Origin of the sequence: Streptomyces liliifuscus, assembly GCF_016598615.1 — a bacterium.
GTDB classification, from domain to species: domain Bacteria; phylum Actinomycetota; class Actinomycetes; order Streptomycetales; family Streptomycetaceae; genus Streptomyces; species Streptomyces liliifuscus.
This window is the reverse complement of sequence record NZ_CP066831.1, coordinates 3361164-3379314: the sequence shown is the minus strand read 5'-3', so window position 1 is coordinate 3379314 and position 18151 is coordinate 3361164. Positions and strand designations below refer to the sequence as shown.

At 69.4% G+C, this 18151-nt stretch carries 14 protein-coding genes; 9 read left to right on the top strand and 5 right to left on the bottom strand.

The window, feature by feature from the left end; translation table 11 throughout:
- Positions 1 to 43 precede the first annotated feature (43 nt).
- On the top strand, positions 44 to 916 hold the full coding sequence (locus JEQ17_RS14130; RefSeq protein ID WP_200395593.1) for a DUF4190 domain-containing protein: 873 nt from the start codon (positions 44 to 46) through the stop codon (positions 914 to 916).
- A 334-nt stretch (positions 917 to 1250) separates the two neighbouring features.
- Here the strand turns inward: JEQ17_RS14130 and JEQ17_RS14125 are convergent, their stop codons facing one another.
- Positions 1251 to 1808 carry an NADAR family protein gene (locus tag JEQ17_RS14125; protein ID WP_200395592.1) on the bottom strand — a complete coding sequence of 186 codons (558 nt, stop codon included), beginning with the start codon at positions 1806 to 1808 and terminating at the stop codon, positions 1251 to 1253.
- Positions 1809 to 2015: 207 nt separating this feature from the next.
- On the opposite strand from JEQ17_RS14125, the gene JEQ17_RS14120 reads away from it, so the two are divergent.
- The 8 genes from JEQ17_RS14120 (at position 2016) to JEQ17_RS14085 (ending at position 11737) form a co-directional block, all read left to right on the top strand.
- A complete protein-coding gene (locus tag JEQ17_RS14120; protein ID WP_200395591.1) occupies positions 2016 to 3536 on the top strand; it encodes a gamma-aminobutyraldehyde dehydrogenase in 1521 nt (506 codons plus the stop codon).
- A 50-nt stretch (positions 3537 to 3586) separates the two neighbouring features.
- Positions 3587 to 4831, top strand: coding sequence for a polyamine ABC transporter substrate-binding protein (locus JEQ17_RS14115; protein ID WP_200395590.1), 1245 nt, complete (start codon positions 3587 to 3589; stop codon positions 4829 to 4831).
- 11 nt (positions 4832 to 4842) lie between these two features.
- The gene (locus JEQ17_RS14110; RefSeq protein WP_200395589.1) at positions 4843 to 6006 is read left to right on the top strand and encodes an ABC transporter ATP-binding protein; all 1164 of its coding nucleotides are present in this window, start codon (positions 4843 to 4845) and stop codon (positions 6004 to 6006) included.
- Positions 6006 to 6935 (top strand): ABC transporter permease, encoded by a 930-nt coding sequence (locus JEQ17_RS14105; protein ID WP_189845645.1) that lies wholly within the window; start codon positions 6006 to 6008, stop codon positions 6933 to 6935. Before JEQ17_RS14110 ends, JEQ17_RS14105 begins: the two co-directional genes overlap by 1 nt.
- Positions 6936 to 7736: an ABC transporter permease gene (locus JEQ17_RS14100; protein WP_200395588.1), complete on the top strand. Its 801-nt coding sequence runs from the start codon at positions 6936 to 6938 to the stop codon at positions 7734 to 7736.
- Positions 7737 to 7793: 57 nt separating this feature from the next.
- Complete coding sequence (locus tag JEQ17_RS14095; RefSeq protein ID WP_200395587.1) at positions 7794 to 9221, top strand: NAD(P)/FAD-dependent oxidoreductase; 1428 nt, start codon at positions 7794 to 7796, stop codon at positions 9219 to 9221.
- 118 nt (positions 9222 to 9339) lie between these two features.
- Positions 9340 to 9792, top strand: a complete 453-nt coding sequence (locus JEQ17_RS14090) for a bifunctional DNA primase/polymerase (RefSeq protein WP_200395586.1) — start codon at positions 9340 to 9342, stop codon at positions 9790 to 9792.
- A gap of 145 nt (positions 9793 to 9937) precedes the next feature.
- Entirely contained in the window at positions 9938 to 11737 is a 1800-nt protein-coding gene (locus tag JEQ17_RS14085; RefSeq protein ID WP_200395585.1) for a chitinase, read from the top strand.
- 24 nt (positions 11738 to 11761) lie between these two features.
- Here the strand turns inward: JEQ17_RS14085 and JEQ17_RS14080 are convergent, their stop codons facing one another.
- The 4 genes from JEQ17_RS14080 to gabT all read right to left on the bottom strand — a co-directional run bounded on the left by JEQ17_RS14080 (position 11762) and on the right by gabT (position 18088).
- Positions 11762 to 13036 carry an McrC family protein gene (locus tag JEQ17_RS14080; RefSeq protein ID WP_200395584.1) on the bottom strand — a complete coding sequence of 425 codons (1275 nt, stop codon included), beginning with the start codon at positions 13034 to 13036 and terminating at the stop codon, positions 11762 to 11764.
- A 5-nt stretch (positions 13037 to 13041) separates the two neighbouring features.
- Positions 13042 to 15516 carry an McrB family protein gene (locus tag JEQ17_RS14075; protein ID WP_234048196.1) on the bottom strand — a complete coding sequence of 825 codons (2475 nt, stop codon included), beginning with the start codon at positions 15514 to 15516 and terminating at the stop codon, positions 13042 to 13044.
- A 36-nt stretch (positions 15517 to 15552) separates the two neighbouring features.
- The gene (locus tag JEQ17_RS14070) at positions 15553 to 16245 is read right to left on the bottom strand and encodes a phosphatase PAP2 family protein (protein ID WP_200395583.1); all 693 of its coding nucleotides are present in this window, start codon (positions 16243 to 16245) and stop codon (positions 15553 to 15555) included.
- Positions 16246 to 16753: 508 nt separating this feature from the next.
- Positions 16754 to 18088: a 4-aminobutyrate--2-oxoglutarate transaminase gene (gene gabT, locus JEQ17_RS14065; RefSeq protein ID WP_200395582.1), complete on the bottom strand. Its 1335-nt coding sequence runs from the start codon at positions 18086 to 18088 to the stop codon at positions 16754 to 16756.
- Positions 18089 to 18151 lie beyond the last annotated feature (63 nt).

Genomic DNA, 18151 nt, shown 5'->3' with positions numbered 1-18151 from the left:
CGGGTCGTAGCATGACGCTACGTACGACAGAGGGGACTCGCGCATGTCCGACGACGCGCAGACGCCGGGTGCGGCGGCCGGCGACGAATCGGGGGCCGGCCCCGAGGACGCGGCTCCCTCGGCGAAGGTCCCGCTGAGCAAGCCGCCCGCCGAGCCGAACCCCTGGGCCCCACCGGTGGACGCGGCCCCTGGAGAGGGGGCCGGCCCGACACCGCCTTCGGTGCACGACCAGCAGACGGTGACGTCGCTGCCGGGCGGGGTGCCGCAGGCGCCGTGGGCGGGACCGGGTCCGGTTGCGGGGCCGGGCGCTCCGGTGCCGCCCGGCTCGGGTCCCGCGACCCCTGTGTCCCCCTCGGCTCCGTCAGGTCCGCAGCCGTGGGCCGATCCGTTCGCGCCGCCGGCCGCCTCTGCTCCGCCGAACCCCTACCCGTACGCACCCCCGGCCGGGCCCCACCTCCACCCCGCTCCCGGCTCCTCCGTCCCCCCGCCTCCGATCGCGCCCGAGGGTCCTGGGCAGATGCCGTACGGATACGGCTACCCCGGCTATCCCGCCTACGGTGGCCAGGGCGGGGGGCCCGGCTACGGCTGGCCGGGGATGCCCATGGCGCCCAGCAACGGGCTGGGCACGGCGGGGCTCGTACTCGGCATCATCGCGGCGGTGGGCTTCTGTCTGTGGCCGGTTGCCCTGGCCTGCGGGATCCTCGCGGTGATCTTCGGTGCGATCGGGCGCGGGAAGGCTCGCCGCGGTGAGGCGACGAATCCTGGCCAGGCCCTGGCCGGGATCATCTGCGGTGCCGTCGGAATAGCCCTGGCCATCGCCTTCGTGGTGGTGTTCCTCATGGTGCCCGACGACTCCGACAGCGATTCGGGAACCGTGGACGACGGCTTCAACACGTCATTGACCGTCTCCGGCTGACCTGCGGCCCGGTGGGGGCCGGCCGCGCAGTTCCCCGCGCCCCTTGGAGGGTGGGGCCTGATGTTGTGTATCGGGTGCGGGCCGTCCCTGGCTGAGCGCGCAGTTCCCCGCGCCCCTGAAAGCGCAGGGCGCCCCATGCTTTTCAGGGGCGCGGGGAACTGCGCGACCAACCCACGACAACCCGCACCCGGCCCACGGACCCGCATTCCCCCAGGGGGCGCGGGGAACTGCGCGCTCAGCCCAGGGCGGCCCGCACCCGGCAGACGAACCCGACGCCCCCTGGGGCCAAGGGGCGCGGGGAACTGCGCGGTCGGCACCCACCGGGCCGCACCCGTCACGCAGCCCCCAACCGCCCCCGCGCCTCCATCAGTGCGAACCCCAGCAGGTTCGGACCCCTCCACCGCTCAGGATCGAACGCACGGTCGTCGTCGGCCGACAATCCGATCCCCCACACCCGGTCAAGAGGGCTGGCCTCGACGAGGACCCGCTCACCCGTACCCAGCAGAAACGACCGGAGTTCGCCGTCCGAGGCGAATTTCCGCACGCTTCCCTCCACGACGATCCCGAACCGCTCCCGCTCCCAGGCGGCCTCGTCGAACCCCCGCACCAGCCGCCCCGCCTTCTTGGCGAGCGCGGGATTCGGCGCGTCGAGAGCGAGCCGCTCGGCCCGCTCGTCACCGAACAGCCGCGCTTTCCGCGCCATCATCCAGTGCTCGGCCGTCCGGTACTCCACTCCGTCCACCGTGAACGGCGACGGCCACCACTGACTCAGACAGCTCGCCCCCACCTGCCCGTCGGCCCGCGCCCGGTGCCCCCAGAAGTGGAGGTACTCGACCTTTGCCCCCGACCGGACCGCGCCGACCAGCGCGTCCCGCGAATCGATCTTCCCCATGCACGCGAGTCTGGCAGGAACCACTGACACTCCGTCCCTCCTTTTCCAAGCGAACTCGACACCTGGTCGACAGATTCCGTCGCGTAACCAAAAGGCAACAACGGAATCACTTGTTGGAGGGCCGTTGCTCTGTCAGGATCGGCACTCAAATCGAGCTGGAGCTACGCCGACCCCCGGTGAACGGGGAGGACGGCGGAGGAGAGCGACATGCACAATCCGGGCCATCGCTTCCAGGCACAGGACCGCTTCGAGGCGGGCGCGCAGTACATCGCGGGCCGGCTGACGAAGGGCACGTCCGGCCGCACCCACGCGGTCGTCGACCCGGCCACCGGCGACGACGTCTACACGTACCAGCTGGCGAGCACCGTCGACGTGGACGCGGCGGTCGCCGCGGCCCACGAGGCGTTCCCGGCCTGGGCCGCCACCACCCCGGGCGAGCGCTCGGACGCCATGCACCGCTTCGCCTCCGTACTGGCCGACCGTGCGGAGGAGTTCGCGCAGGCGGAGTCCCTCCAGTGCGGCAAGCCCATCAAACTGACCCGGGAGTTCGACGTCCCGGGCACGATCGACAACACCGCCTTCTTCGCGGGCGCCGCCCGGCATCTGCAGGGCCAGTCCGCGGGCGAGTACTCCGGCGACCACACCTCGTACGTACGCCGTGAACCCATCGGTGTCGTCGGCTCCATCGCGCCCTGGAACTACCCCCTCCAGATGGCCGCCTGGAAGGTCCTCCCGGCGATCGCCGCGGGCAACACCATCGTCCTGAAGCCCGCCGAGCTCACCCCGCTCACCTCGCTGCTGTTCGCCGAGGCGGCCACCCAGGCGGGCATCCCCGACGGTGTCGTCAACATCGTCACCGGGGCGGGCAAGGACGCGGGTGAGCATCTCGTCGGTCACCCCGACGTCGCGATGACTTCGTTCACCGGGTCGACCGCCGTCGGCAAGCGCGTCGCCGAGATCGCCACCGCCACCGTCACGCGCCTGCACCTGGAACTCGGCGGCAAGGCGCCCTTCGTGGTCTTCGACGACGCGGACCTGGAGGCCGCCGTGCACGGCGCGGTGGCGGGCTCCCTCATCAACACGGGCCAGGACTGCACGGCCGCCACGCGCGCGTACGTGCAAAGGCCCCTCTACGAAGAGTTCGTCTCCAGGACCGCGGACCTGATGGCGACCGTCCGGCTCGGCGATCCGTTCGCGCCGGACACCGACCTCGGGCCGCTCATCTCGTTCGCCCAGCGCGACCGTGTCGCCGGTTTCGTCGACCGGGCGCGCTCCTACGCGCGCGTGGTCACCGGCGGCGAGATCCCGCAGGACCTCAAGCACGGCGCGTACTACCGGCCCACCCTGGTCGCGGACGCCGCGCAGGACAGCGAGATCGTGCAGTCCGAGCTCTTCGGTCCCGTGCTCGTCGTGCTGCCCTTCGACAGCGACGACGAGGGCATCCGGCTCGCCAACGACACCCCGTACGGCCTGGCCGCCTCGGCGTGGACCCGTGACGTGTACCGCGCGAACCGGGCCACGCGCGAGATCAAGGCGGGCTGTGTGTGGGTCAACGACCACATCCCGATCATCAGCGAGATGCCGCACGGCGGCTACAAGGCGTCCGGTTTCGGCAAGGACATGTCCTCGTACTCGTTCGAGGAGTACACCCAGATCAAGCACGTCATGTTCGACAACACCGCGGTGGCCAGGAAGGACTGGCACCGCACGATCTTCGGGGACCGATAGTCACCACCGGCCGAGACCAGGCCGCACCCTCCCGAAAGGGCACCACGAGCATGGAGCAGTACGAGCCCGACAGCCTGTCCTCGGCCCAACTGGCCGCCATGCGGCGCAGCCTCAGGAACGGCAGGGCCTCCCTCACCCGCCGTTCGCTGATGCGTGCGTCCGCCGGCGGTGCGCTCGCCCTCGGCGGGCTCGGGACGCTGAGCGCCTGCGGGATCCCCGCGGCGAAGAACACCGCGGGCGTCTCGTCCGAGGACCACTCGGCCAAGGAGAAGCAGATCAACTTCTCCAACTGGACCGAGTACATGGACGTGGACGACAGCGAGAAGCGCCATCCCACGCTCGACGAGTTCACCAAACGGACCGGCATCAAGGTCAAGTACACCGAGGACATCAACGACAACGTCGAGTTCTTCGGGAAGCTCAAGCCGCAGCTCGCGGCGGGCCAGGACACCGGACGCGACCTGATCTGCGTCACCGACTGGCTGGCCGCCCGGCTCATCCGCTTCGGCTGGGTGCAGAAGCTGAACGCCTCCAACCTGCCGCACGCGTACGCCAACCTCTCCCAGCAGTTCCGTACGCCGGACTGGGACCCGGGGCGCGCGTACTCCTATCCCTGGACAGGTATCTCCACGGTCATCGCCTACAACAAGAAGGCGCTGGACGGCGTGGAGGTGAAGTCCCTCTCGGACATGCTTGACAACCCCAAGCTCAAGGGGCGGATAGGCCTGCTGTCGGAGATGCGCGACAGCATGGGCATGACGCTGCTCGACATGGGCAAGGACCCGGCGAAGTTCACCGACGACGACTTCGACGCGGCGATCGCCCGCCTCCAGAAGGCCGTCGACAAGGGCCAGATCCGCCGCTTCACCGGCAACGACTACACCTCCGACCTCACCAAGGGCGACCTCGCGGCCTGTGTCGCCTGGGCCGGTGACGTCGTACAGCTCAAGGCGGACAGCCCGGACGTCGACTTCGTCATCCCGGAGAGCGGCTATCTGACCTCCACGGACAACCTGCTGGTCCCCAACAAGGCGCGGCACAAGACCAACGCCGAGCGGCTCATCGACTACTACTACGAGCCCGCTCCGGCCGCGCAGCTCGCCGCCTACATCAACTACGTCTGTCCCGTCGACGGCGTGAAGGCCGAGCTGGCGAAGATCGACGAATCGGCGGCCGACAACCCGCTGATCATTCCGGACGCCGCCATGGCGGCCAAGTCCCACTCCTTCCGCTCGCTGAGCACGAAGGAAGAGACGGCCTACGAAGAGAAGTTCGCAAAGCTGACGGGAGCGTGATCACCGTGACCATGAAGAACACAGACACCAGCGGTGACGTCCGCCTCTCCGGAATCAGCAAGACCTATGGCTCCTTCACCGCCGTCCATCCGCTCGACCTGACCGTCCCCCAGGGCTCGTTCTTCGCCCTCCTGGGCGCCTCGGGCTGCGGCAAGACCACCACCCTGCGCATGATCGCCGGTCTGGAGGAACCTTCCTCCGGATCGGTCCGGCTCGGCGACCAGGACGTGACGAACCTGCCGCCGTACAAGCGGCCCGTGAACACGGTCTTCCAGTCGTACGCGCTCTTCCCGCACCTCGACATCTTCGAGAACGTCGCCTTCGGTCTGCGCCGGCGCGGCATCAAGTCGGTGAAGAAGCAGGTCGAGGACATGCTGGAGCTGGTCCAGCTCGGCGAGCAGGCCCGCAAGAAGCCGCACCAGCTCTCCGGCGGCCAGCAGCAGCGCGTCGCCGTGGCCCGCGCGCTGATCAACACCCCCAAGGTCCTCCTGCTCGACGAGCCCCTCGGCGCCCTCGACCTCAAGCTGCGCCGCCAGATGCAGCTGGAGCTCAAGCGCATCCAGACCGAGGTCGGCATCACCTTCGTGCACGTCACGCACGACCAGGAGGAGGCCATGACCATGGCCGACACGGTCGCCGTGATGAACGCGGGCCGCGTCGAGCAGCTCGGCTCGCCCGCCGACCTCTACGAGAACCCGCAGACCACCTTCGTCGCCAACTTCCTCGGCACCTCGAACCTCATCGAGGCCGAGGTGGACACGAAGAGCGGCGACGAGATCGTCCTCAAGGCGGGCGGCGGCAAGCTCGTCCTGCCCGAGGCGCGATGTTCCGCGCCCACGACGACCGGCGGCAAGGTCCTCGTCGGCGTCCGCCCCGAGAAGATCTCGCTCACGCACGCCGACGACGCCGGCGAGATCCCGGCGGGCCGCAACCGCATCACCGGCACGATCGCCGACTCCAGCTTCATAGGCGTCTCCACGCAGTACGTCATCGACAGCCCGGTCTGCCCCGAGTTCGAGGTCTACGCCCAGAACATAGACCGCGACTCCCGGCTCGTACCCGGCACCGAGGTCGTCCTGCACTGGAACCCGGCCCACACCTTCGGCCTGGACGCGGCCCAGGACATCGACGCGGGCGTCGAGACGGTCGGCCCCGACGAGGGGGCGGCGGCCTGATGACGACCGTCACCGACGCGCCACCCCTGGCGCCCACGCCCGCTCCGGAGGAGCGCCCGCCTCGCAAAAGAGGCCGCCTCACCCCGTACTGGCTGCTGCTCCCCGGCATCCTCTGGCTGCTCGTCTTCTTCGCGCTGCCGATGGTCTACCAGGCCTCCACGTCCGTGCAGACGGGCTCCCTGGAGGAGGGTTACAAGGTCACCTGGCACTTCGCGACGTACTGGGACGCGGTTGCCGACTACTGGCCGCAGTTCCTGCGCTCGATCGCGTACGCGGGCACCGCCACGATCCTGTGTCTGCTGCTCGGCTATCCGCTCGCGTATCTGATCGCGTTCCGCGCCGGCCGCTGGCGCAATCTGATCCTGATCCTGGTGATCGCGCCGTTCTTCACCAGCTTTCTGATCCGTACGCTCGCCTGGAAGACGATCCTCGCGGACGGCGGCCCGGTCGTCGGCGCCCTCAACACGCTGCACGTCCTGGACGTCACGAGCTGGCTCGGCATCACGGCCGGGGACCGCGTCCTCGCCACGCCGCTCGCGGTGGTCTGCGGTCTCACGTACAACTTCCTGCCGTTCATGATCCTGCCGCTCTACACCTCGCTGGAGCGGATCGACGGACGGCTGCACGAGGCGGCGGGTGACCTCTACGCGAAACCCTTCACCACCTTCCGCAAGGTGACGTTCCCGCTGTCGATGCCCGGTGTCGTCTCCGGGACGCTGCTCACGTTCATCCCGGCGAGCGGCGACTACGTGAACGCCGATCTGCTCGGCTCCACCGACACGCGCATGGTCGGAAACGTCATCCAGACGCAATTCCTGCGGATTCTCGACTATCCGACGGCAGCGGCGCTCTCGTTCATTCTCATGGCCGGGATCCTCGCCATCGTCACGCTCTACATTCGCAAGTCCGGGACGGAGGATCTGGTTTAAATGGCCCTCGTACGCTGGCTGAAGCGCCGTCTCGTCGTCATCGCGGGTCTGCTGACCCTCGGTTATCTGCTGCTGCCGAACATCGTCGTCACGGTGTTCTCCTTCAACAATCCGAAGGGGCGCTTCAACTACGAATGGCAGCAGTTCTCCACGGACGCCTGGACCGATCCCTGCGGGGTCGCCGATCTGTGCGGCTCGCTCTCGCTGAGCCTGCAGATCGCGGCCTGGGCGACCCTCGGCGCGACCGTCCTCGGCACGATGATCGCCTTCGCGCTCGTCCGCTACCGCTTCCGGGCGCGCGGCGCCGTGAACTCGCTGATCTTCCTGCCGATGGCGATGCCCGAGGTAGTGATGGCCGCCTCGCTGCTCACGCTCTTCCTCAACCTGGGCGCGCAGCTGGGCTTCTGGACGATCCTGATCGCCCACATCATGTTCTGTCTGAGCTTCGTGGTCACCGCCGTCAAGGCGCGTGTCATGTCGATGGACCCGCGGCTGGAGCAGGCCGCCCAGGACCTGTACGCGGGTCCCTTGCAGACCTTCGTCCGTGTCACCCTGCCGATCGCCGCCCCCGGAATCGCCGCCGGAGCGCTGCTCGCCTTCGCGCTCTCCTTCGACGACTTCATCATCACCAATTTCAACGCGGGCTCGACCGTCACGTTCCCCATGTTCGTCTGGGGCTCGGCCCAGCGCGGAACACCCGTTCAGATCAACGTCATCGGTACGGCCATGTTCATCGTCGCCGTACTGTTCGTGCTGGCCGGAATGGTCATCGGAAACCGCAGGAACCGCCAGAAGGCATAGCGCCTCAAGAAGCATCAAGAAACTTCAGGAAAGCAGCAGTCGTAGGGAGTTGAAATCATGGCCCCAAGCGCCATGAGCCGTGACAAGAACTGGGCGAAGTCGCTTTCGGACGCCCAGCCGGTCCCGTACTGGCTGGACGACCCGGGCCGGCCCCGCCCCGAACCCGCCCTCACCACCGCCGAGACCTGCGACCTGCTCGTCGTCGGCGGCGGCTACAGCGGACTGTGGACCGCGCTCCTCGCCAAGGAGCGCGACCCCGGCCGCGAGGTCGTCCTGGTCGAGGGCCGCGAGGCGGGCTGGGCCGCCTCGGGCCGCAACGGCGGCTTCTGCGCCGCCTCCCTCACCCACGGCCTGTCCAACGGCCTGACCCGCTGGCCCGACGAGATCCACAAGCTGGAGGAGCTGGGCGCCCGCAACCTCGACGGCATCGAGGCGACCGTCGCCCGCTACTCCCTCGACTGCGACTTCGAGCGCACCGGTGAGATCGACGTCGCCACCGAGCCGTACCAGGCGGCGGAACTCCGTGACTGGCACGAGGAGTTGGAGCGCCGCGGCCTGGCGAACGGAGTCGAGTACCTGGACGCCGAGGCCGTACGGGAACAGGTCGACTCACCGACTTTCCTCGCGGGCCTGCACGACCGTCGCGGCGTCGCCATGCTGCACCCCGCCAAGCTCGCCTGGGGCCTCAAGCGCGCCTGCGTCGAACTGGGTGTCCGGGTGTACGAGAACACGCCCGCGCTCACCCTCAAGCCGTACGGCGCCGGTATGGCCGTACGCACTCCGTACGGCAGCATCCGCGCCCGCAGGGTCGCCCTCGGCACCAACATCTTCCCGAACCTGGTCAAGCGGGTGCGCTCGTACACCGTCCCGGTCTACGACTACGCGCTGATGACCGAGCCGCTGACCGCCGAACAACTCGCCTCCATCGGCTGGAAGAACCGGCAGGGCCTCGGCGACTCGGCGAACCAGTTCCACTACTTCCGGCTGTCCGCCGACAACCGGATCCTGTGGGGCGGCTACGACGCGGTGTACCCGTACGGCGGCCGGGTGCGCGCCGAGTACGACGACCGGCCTCAGACGTACGCGAAGCTCGCCGGGCACTTCTTCACCTGCTTCCCGCAGTTGGAGGGCGTCCGCTTCAGCCACGCGTGGGGCGGCGCGATCGACACCTGCTCCCGCTTCTCGGCCTTCTTCGGCACGGCCCACGGGGGCCGGGTGTCCTACGTGGCGGGCTATACGGGCCTCGGCGTCGGCGCCACCCGCTTCGGCGCGGACGTGATGCTCGACCTGCTGTCGGGGGAGCGCACGGAACGTACGTCGCTGGAGATGGTCCGCAGGAAGCCGCTGCCCTTCCCGCCCGAACCGTTCGCGTGGACGGGGATCGCGCTCACCAAGTGGTCGCTTGCGCGGGCGGACGCGCACGGCGGCCGGCGCAATCTGTGGCTGAAGACCATGGACCGGCTGGGGCTCGGCTTCGACAGCTGAGACCGTGTGACCCGCCTCACTCTCAACAAGTTGTCAGAACCCGCGTAATGCCAGGCCCGAACCTCCCTCTCTCCTGTGACGCGACCAGCGTCGACACGAGAAAAAGGGAGGTTCCGCCATGACAGGGGCCAAGACGGCGGTCGAGTGGCTGGCATCCGTCGCTCCGGATCCAGAGGCCTGCCGCTGGGAGTGGGAGCGCAACCCCTTGGGGGTCGCGCTGCTGCCGGCGGGCAGGGCCTGGGACGTACTCATCCTGCCGGGCGAGCTCGGCTATCCGACGCTCGACGTGCTCACCCGGGTGCTCGACCAACCGGGCCCGGTGCTCGTCGACTTCGGCGACGCCCGGATGGGGTTCTTCGTACCCGCGGGCACCGCGGCCCGCTGGCTCGGCACGGGGGTTCGCACGGCGGGGCACGGTACGTGGATCGTGGTGCCGTATCCGGGGAGGTCGACCGGCGGGGTCCGCTGGCTGGTCCCACCGGACGGCTCCGGCACACTCACCGACCCGACACTGCTGGAACTGGCGATGCACGAGGCGGCGGCGGGCCTGGCTACCGATGACCCGAGCTAGCCGCCGATGGCTACGGCCAGTCGGAGTTGACCGTGGCCGGCCGCAGTTGACCGTCGCCAGTCGCCGGAGGTCTTGACAACCTGGATTGGTCTGGACCAAATTGGGCGCGCTCCACCCTCCAATTCCCCCACGCCAGGAGGTACTTGTGGATCGCGTCAGATCAGTCCTAGCCCTCTGTGCGGCCACCGTCCTGGCCGTACCCGGCATCACCGCACTCTCGTCGGCCGCCCGTGCGGCCGACGCGGACCTCGCCAGGAACGGCGGGTTCGAGGCGGGCCTCGACGGCTGGACCTGCACGGCGGGCAGCGTGGTCACCACACCCGTGCGGAGCGGCGGTTCGGCACTGAAGGCGACCCCGGCCGGCAGTGACAACGCGCGCTGCGCGCAGACCGTGACCGTCAAGCCCGACTCCCAGTACACCCTGGCCGGATACGTCCGGGGCAGTTACGCCTACCTCGGCGCGAGCGGCACCGGAACCACCGACGTCTCCGCCTGGACGCAGTCCGCGCCGGACTGGCAGCGGCTCACCACGACCTTCCGCACCGGCCCGTCCACCTCCAAGGTCACGATCTACACCCACGGCTGGTACGGCACCGGCGCGTATCACGCCGACGACATCTCCCTGGTCGGCCCGGGCGTCGACGCCGCACAACCGCCGGCCGCACCCACCGCCCCCACGGTCGGTACGGTCACCTCCACCAGCGTCGCCCTGTCCTGGCCGGCGGTCCCCGGCGCGACGGGCTACGCGATCCACCGCAACGGGACGAGGATCCAGTCGGCGAACGGCACCTCGGCCACGGTCACCGGGCTGTCCCCGTCGACCGCGTACTCCTTCCAGATCACCGCCGTGAACGAGGCGGGCGAGTCCGCGAAGTCCCCGGCCGTCACGGCGACCACGACCTCCGGTCCGGGTGGCGGCGACCCCTCGGACCTCCCCGCCCACGCCCTGGTCGGCTACCTCCACGCGAGCTTCGCCAACGGCTCCGGCTACACGCGCATGGCCGACGTCCCCGACAGCTGGGACGTCATAGACCTGGCCTTCGGCGAACCCACCACGACCACCTCCGGCGACATCCGCTTCGACCGCTGCCCGGCCACCGAGTGCCCGAACGTCGAGAGCGACGCCGAGTTCAAGGCGGCGATCAAGGCGAAGCAGGCGGCGGGCAAGAAGGTCCTGATATCCATCGGCGGCCAGAACGGCCAGGTGCAACTGACGACCACGGCGGCCCGCGACACGTTCGTCACCTCGGTCTCGAAGATCATCGACACCTACGGTCTGGACGGCCTGGACATCGACTTCGAGGGCCATTCGCTCTCCCTGAACGCCGACGACACCGACTTCAAGAACCCGAAGACACCGGTGATCGTGAACCTCGTCTCGGCGGTGAAGACCCTCAAGGCCAAGTACGGCGCCGACTTCGTCCTGACGATGGCGCCGGAGACGTTCTTCGTCCAGCTCGGCTACCAGTACTACGGAACCGGCAAGTGGGGCGGCCAGGACCCGCGCGCCGGCGCCTACCTCCCGGTCATCCACGCCCTGCGCGACGACCTCACCCTTCTCCACGTCCAGGACTACAACTCCGGCCCGATCATGGGCCTCGACAACCAGTACCACTCCATGGGCGGCGCCGACTTCCACATCGCCATGACCGACATGCTCCTCACGGGCTTCCCGGTCGCGGGCGACGCCAACAACGTCTTCCCGCCCCTGCGCCCCGACCAGATCGCCATCGGCATGCCGGCGACGACCAACGCGGGCAACGGCCACGTACCGTCCGCCGAAACCAACAAGGCCCTCGACTGCCTCACCAAGAAGACCAACTGCGGCCCCTACACAACCCACGGCACCTGGCCCGCCCTCCGCGGCCTGATGACCTGGTCGATCAACTGGGACCGGTTCGGAGGGTGGGAGTTCTCCAGGAACTTCGACAACTATTTCGGCTGAGGTTCGGGCTTCGCGGCGGAGGCGTCACTCCAGCATCGCCGCGAGCAGCTTCCCGAGCGTCGCCGTCCGCTCGGCGCCTCCCAGTGCGCCGAGCACCGACGGCAGGTCGATGGACACCGACCGTACGCGGGCCGAGGTGGAGCCGTCCCAACGGTGCACGGCAACGCTGTCGCGTGACGCCGACGTCCCACCGGGATGGAGCAGAACGCAGGTGGGCGTTCCACCACCGGGCTGCCGGGCCAGCGCATGGGCGTAGAGAAAGGACTGGTAGAGGTCGGAAGCCGCGAGCCTTCTGCCCTCGTACAGCTTGTACTTGATGTCGACGGGGCGCCGCATCGGTGCCCCGTCGACACTGCCGCACAGCAGGACGTCGGGTCGGACCTCGGTGTAGGAGCGGCCGGTTCGCTCGTCGTGCAGCACACCGGCGTGCCGGGACTGGCCCCGGACGACATGGCCGGTACCGGCCGCGGCCTCCCGCAGCAACTGTGTGGCGAAGGACTCGAACAGCACGTTCATGTCGATGAGGAACGCCCGGGAGGCGAGCGACCCTCGGGCGAACAGGTCCGTGATGCCGCCGCCGGACAGCAGTAGCGCCGCCCATCGGTGTGCGCTCTCGTAGTGGCTGTTGTGCCGGTGGTAGTCGAGCCCTGCCAGGGCCGTGCGTAGATCGCCGAGCGGCGTCGGCGCCACCTGGGCGAACTGCGCGGCTGCCCGCCGGGCCCTGGCGCGTACGGCGGGGGAGCGTGCCGTACGCGCCGCCAGATCGACGGCGGCGGCGCACAGCCGGTTGTCCACGATGTCCGAGTCGTGCTCGTCGAAGCGGCACGCCAGCCGGTCCAGCCGTCCGTAGTGCCCCAGAATCTGTCGGTCGGCCAGCAGCCGGCCCCGGATCGCCGGCAGTTCGTCCTCGACCGTCACGTAGTCGCGGCGCACCCCGCGCGCCAGCAGCCGCTCGCAGTGCTCCGTCGCCAGAAGCGCGACCAGGTCCCGGAGATGGGGAGATCCCTCGCGCACCGTGCGGGCCGCGTCCAGCGCGGGCATCCCGCGGCCCGCCGCGTACTCCAGCATCCGCAGCACGTCCAGCTCCTCACCCAGGTACTTGGGCAGGATGCGGATCTCGCAGGCGTCGAGGCGGACGACTCCGACACACGCACCAGCGGTCAACTCCAGGCGGCTGCCCGCGAGTTCACGTATCTGCAGGCGCCCTGCCAACTGTTCGCCAGCGCAGAGCGCCCGGTCGGCGGAGCTGAGCCGGACCCCTTCGACGACACGCGTCTCGTACTCCCGCAGCGTGACCACGTGACCTACTCCGCCGCCCCGCCCTTGAGCTGCAGCTCGGTGTAGAGGGCGGTGGTCAGCCCTTCATCGCTGAGGTCCCGCAGAGTGTGCGTCTCGGGGTCGACCAGCGCCTCACCGAGGAAGGCCGCGAGCAGCGAGTAGTCGTCGTACGCGTACTCCTGGAGCAGGGGCAGGATCTCGCCGCGGATGATCGAGGCGAGGGCGGCGGCCGAGTCGACCGGAGCGCCGTTCGGCAGGAAGAAGGCCTGGCCGATCTGCTTCTCGCGGTCGAGGTGCGTACGGATGCGCTGGTTGAGCGAGTCGAGCAGGTCCGCCAGGTGCAGCTGTTCCACATGACAGCCCTGCAACGGCGAGGAATCGGGAAGCAGTTCGAGGAAGGCGAAGCGGCGGCGGATCGCCGCGTCGAGCATCCGGATCGAACGGTCGGCCGTGTTCATGGTGCCGATCAGATACACGTTGTCCGGCACGCTGAACCGCTCCTGGCTGAGCGGCAGCAGCACCGAGTAGCCGCGCTTGTCCTTCTCCAGAAGGGTGATCAACTCACCGAAGATCCTTGGCAGGTTGCCGCGGTTCAGCTCGTCGACGACGACCAGGTAAGGATGGCCCGGATCCGAGGCCGCCGCCGCGCACACCCGTTTGAACACACCGTCGGTCCGGTCCAGTACGAGCCCGCCCGAGTCGCCCTTCACCGGCCGGAACCCCTCGACGAAGTCCTCGTACCCGTAGTTGGGGTGGAAGGTCACCGTCGTCAGCCGCCCGGCCGCGGTCAGCGCGTCGAGCGTCCGGCCGAACGCGGGCGTTCCCGGCTCGGCGTACGGATCCACGCCCGGCAGCCCGTCCGACAGTTCGCCCAGCCAGCGGGCGGCGAAGCGCAGAGCGGTGTACGTCTTGCCGGTGCCCGGAGGCCCGAACAGGACGGCCTGGCCGCGCCGCCCGAGTGCGTCGGCGATCGGCCGCAGCTCGGCGTCGAGCGGCTGGGCGACCACGGTGTTCTCCGCCTCGGTCGTTACCCCGGTGCTTTCTGCTGTGGGCCCGGCCCGCCGGATCCTCGCCCACAGCTGAGCGGGTACCTCCTTCACGGTGACGGTCGCCCAGGAACGCTCGGGCTCCTCCAGCCGTCCCGCGTAGCTCTCGTCCCACTCCACGTCGACCGTGTGCCGGTGGTCGGCGCGGTCCTCCCGCCACACGTAACCGTCGCCGGTCACCCGGCCGACGCCGAGGATCTGGCTGGTGCCCTTGTTGGCGACGACCAGATCACCGGGGCGCAGACTCAGCAGCTTCCAGACCTCGTTGGTCTTCGCGGAGATCTTGGACTTGTAGCCGTTGTACTCGTCCGTATACGCGGCGGCGAAAGCGGCCAGGAACTCCTCCTTGTCCGCGTACGTGCGAAGATCCGGTACGTCGTCCCAGCCCACGGCGATGTAGCCGCCGGCACGGCACTCCTCCCACAGCCTCCCCTCGTGACCAGGAGCGATCTTCACTATCTGCCGCGTCCGGTTGGGGTCGGCCCACCAGTAGAGGAACTCCATCACGAGGTCGTACGACCACCCGGCGAACCGCTCGTCGGCGTCGACGACCTCCTTGAGCCGCGCCCGCAGCGCGAACCGCTCCAGTCCGGACGCGGGCTGCCCGGTCAGCCGCTGGAGGAAGTGCCGCACCTGATCGGTGCCGTAGACCGGGACGGAGCCCTCCGGCGCGTACACACGCAGGGTCTTGGAGACGAGGGAGGGGCCCGAACGGATGGCGTCGATCGAGTCGATGTCGGCGATCCGGCCTTCGCGGGCGGCGGTCACGGCCGCCACGATCCCGGCGCGCACCGCCTCCCACGCCTCTTCCTCGTCCGCGTAGCGCGGGTCGTGCCACCAGGAACCGTCCTGGCTGCGTGCGTAGATGAGGTGCTTCATCGAGGAGCCACCGGCGATGCTGCCTAGCGCGTTGGTACCGAACTCCATCAGATAGCAGTACGGCTTCGTCTCGGCGCTGTCGCCCTGGCCCAGGGCGTAGCGCTCCAGCGGCAGGGTCGGCCAGTCCTCCCAGGGGAAGTCCCGGCGGACGTCCTCAGCCGCCGCCTCCATCCCGCGCAGCGTCTCCGAGAACCGGTCACGGTCGAACGCCGCGACCGCCTCGTCGAGGGGCCAGGGGCGCAGCGCCGCGGCCTGGGTGGACGAGATGGGTCGCAGAACGCAGCTGCACGGGCTGACGAGCGGACGTCCCGAGCCGTTCAGCAGACCGATGGACCGCGCGAACTCCACGCGCCCCGCGGTGTTGTCGGACGGGGCCGAGTCGATCAGCCGGCGCCACAACAGCCGTTCCGGGTCCGGGAAACGGCCCAGCTCGTGTGAATCGGTCAGATGGAGACAGCCCGGATCGTGGTGGATCATGCGGCCGTGCACGGGGAGGATCACCTCGCCCGGCGAGGGAGTGAGCGCGTAGTCGCGGCGCTCGAAGATGACGGCCACCCGTTCCTGCTCGTCCGCCATCGTGCTCCCCTTTGTTGTACTGCCCGCCGGTCGGCCCTACGCCGACCCACGACCGTATCGCGCGACGACCAGGGCCATCAGCTGAAGAAGCACCAGCGACAGACACCAGCTCCCCGCCACATCCAGTGGCCAGTGGTAGCCGCGGCGGATCAGGCCGAAGCTCACCGCTGTCACCAGGACCAGGTAGCCGATGGCCAGTTCGCGGCGGCGGTAGCGGCTGTGGAGCCAGGGGAGCAGGAGGAGGACGGCCGCTCCGTAGGCGACGGCGGCCGTGGCCGTGTGGCCCGAGGGGTAGTAGCCGTCGCCGGCCATCCCGGGCGGGCCGGTGCGGCCGACGGCTTCCTTCAGAGGTACGACCAATGCCGGTACGGCGGCCATCGCGACCAGTGCCGCGAGCGACGGAACCCACCAGCGGGGCAGGCCCGCGCGCCGGGCCCGCCAGGACACATACACAACGACCGCCAGCAGCACCGGAACGGCCACCACGAGATTGCCGAGATCCGCGAGGAACTCGGCGGCACCACTCGGAAGCCGACTCCCCCTGACCTCCCCGGCCAGCCGCTCGTCCGCCCGACGCACGGGGCCTTCGACGGCTGCCGCCCAGGTCAGGAAGGAGAAGAGGAGGGCAAGCGGCCCGAGGACCCAGACCGGGGGCCCCGGAGCGGGGCGCCCGTCGTCCTGACTGTCAGGCGCATGCAGTGATGATCGCCGATCCGGAACACTGGTCATGCCACACAGAGTGACAGTGGTGCTGGGCAGGGGGTAACCGGGGCCGCCCCGTCAGGGGCGCGGGGAACTGCGCGACCAGCCACGATCAACCCGCACCCACCCCGCAACACAAGCCCCGCAGACGCCCACCACCACCAGCGGAGCGCAGACGCGCCGAAAGGCTTGCACCAGGGGGGTAGGTGCAAGCCCTTCGGTGGAACCGATCAGATCGGGTTGTCGCACGCCCCGGGGGGTTTGGGGCGGGCGACTGTCCGATCGGTGAGGAGACCCGAAGCCGGAAGCTCCGGTTGTGTGCGCGAGGCACGCCCAGGGCGAAGCTGGGGAGGCCCCGTCCCGGTACCGGCCACAGTCCCCTGTGGCCGGGGTGTATCTCTCATCTGGGTAGAACCTACGTCAGGGGTGGGGCCTCCGACAGGTGGATTCGCGTCCCGCCATGCACCTCGCACACGTTCTTCACACGCCCCGCTCCTCACCGCCGCGACACCGGAACCGATGAGACAGACTCCGCTCAGATGCGGGCAAAAGCCTGCTCGATGATGTCGAGGCCCTCGTTCAGCAGGTCCTCGCCGATGACCAGCGGCGGCAGGAAGCGCAGCACGTTCCCGTAGGTGCCACAGGTCAGGACCAGCAGGCCCTCCTGGTGGCACGCCTTGGCGAGCGCGGCGGTCGCCTCCGCGTTCGGCTCCTTGGTCGTACGGTCCTTGACCAGCTCGATGGCGATCATCGCGCCGCGGCCCCGGACGTCGCCGATGATGTCGAACTTCTCGGCCATGGCGCCCAGCCGGGCCTTCATCACGGCCTCGATGTTCTTCGCCTTGGCGTTGAGGTCGAGCTCCTTCATCGTCTCGATCGAGCCGAGCGCGCCCGCGCAGGCCACCGGGTTGCCGCCGTAGGTGCCGCCCAGGCCGCCCGCGTGCGCGGCGTCCATGATCTCGGCGCGGCCCGTGACGGCGGCGAGCGGCAGACCGCCCGCGATGCCCTTGGCGGTGGTGATCAGGTCCGGGACGACGCCCTCGTCCTCGCACGCGAACCACTGACCCGTACGGCAGAAGCCGGACTGGATCTCGTCCGCGACGAAGACGATGCCGTTGTCGGTGGCGAACTTGCTGAGGGCGGGCAGGAAGCCCTTGGCGGGCTCGATGAAGCCGCCCTCGCCGAGCAGCGGCTCGATGATGATCGCGGCCACGTTCTCCGCGCCGACCTGCTTGCTGATCTGGTCGATGGCCTGCGCGGCGGCCTCGGGGCCCGCGTTCTCGGCACCGGTCGGCCAGCGGTAGCCGTACGCCACCGGCACCCGGTAGACCTCGGGTGCGAACGGGCCGAAGCCGTGCTTGTACGGCATGTTCTTCGAGGTCAGCGCCATCGTGAGGTTGGTGCGCCCGTGGTAGCCGTGGTCGAAGACGACGACGGCCTGGCGCTTGGTGTACGCCCGAGCGATCTTGACGGCGTTCTCGACGGCCTCGGCGCCGGAGTTGAAGAGCGCGCTCTTCTTGGCGTGGTCGCCCGGCGTCAGCTCGGCCAGCGCCTCGGCGACGGCCACGTAGCCCTCGTACGGCGTGACCATGAAACAGGTGTGGGTGAAGTCCTGGAGCTGGGCGGAGGCCCGGCGGACGACGGCCTCGGCGGACGCGCCGACGGACGTCACGGCGATGCCGGAACCGAAGTCGATCAGCCGGTTCCCGTCGACGTCCTCGATGATCCCGCCGCTCGCGCGCGCGGTGAAGACGGGCAGCACGGACCCCACTCCGGCCGCGACCGCGGCGATACGGCGGGCCTGCAGTTCCTGCGACTTCGGACCGGGAATGGCGGTGACGACGCGGCGCTCCTGCGGAAGTGTGCTCATGAGGGGCTCCCTGGGGGGTCTTGCGAACGGCTTGGGGAAAGTCTTAGGGAAGGGCGTGCTGAC

Coding starts and splice junctions, on each gene's coding strand:
- JEQ17_RS14130 (WP_200395593.1), top strand. CDS start 44: ATGTCCGACGACGCGCAGACGCCGGGTGCGGCGGCCGGCGACGAATCG.
- JEQ17_RS14125 (WP_200395592.1), bottom strand. CDS start 1,808: ATGGGGAAGATCGATTCGCGGGACGCGCTGGTCGGCGCGGTCCGGTCG.
- JEQ17_RS14120 (WP_200395591.1), top strand. CDS start 2,016: ATGCACAATCCGGGCCATCGCTTCCAGGCACAGGACCGCTTCGAGGCG.
- JEQ17_RS14115 (WP_200395590.1), top strand. CDS start 3,587: ATGGAGCAGTACGAGCCCGACAGCCTGTCCTCGGCCCAACTGGCCGCC.
- JEQ17_RS14110 (WP_200395589.1), top strand. CDS start 4,843: ATGAAGAACACAGACACCAGCGGTGACGTCCGCCTCTCCGGAATCAGC.
- JEQ17_RS14105 (WP_189845645.1), top strand. CDS start 6,006: ATGACGACCGTCACCGACGCGCCACCCCTGGCGCCCACGCCCGCTCCG.
- JEQ17_RS14100 (WP_200395588.1), top strand. CDS start 6,936: ATGGCCCTCGTACGCTGGCTGAAGCGCCGTCTCGTCGTCATCGCGGGT.
- JEQ17_RS14095 (WP_200395587.1), top strand. CDS start 7,794: ATGGCCCCAAGCGCCATGAGCCGTGACAAGAACTGGGCGAAGTCGCTT.
- JEQ17_RS14090 (WP_200395586.1), top strand. CDS start 9,340: ATGACAGGGGCCAAGACGGCGGTCGAGTGGCTGGCATCCGTCGCTCCG.
- JEQ17_RS14075 (WP_234048196.1), bottom strand. CDS start 15,516: ATGGCGGACGAGCAGGAACGGGTGGCCGTCATCTTCGAGCGCCGCGAC.
- JEQ17_RS14070 (WP_200395583.1), bottom strand. CDS start 16,245: ATGACCAGTGTTCCGGATCGGCGATCATCACTGCATGCGCCTGACAGT.
- gabT (WP_200395582.1), bottom strand. CDS start 18,088: ATGAGCACACTTCCGCAGGAGCGCCGCGTCGTCACCGCCATTCCCGGT.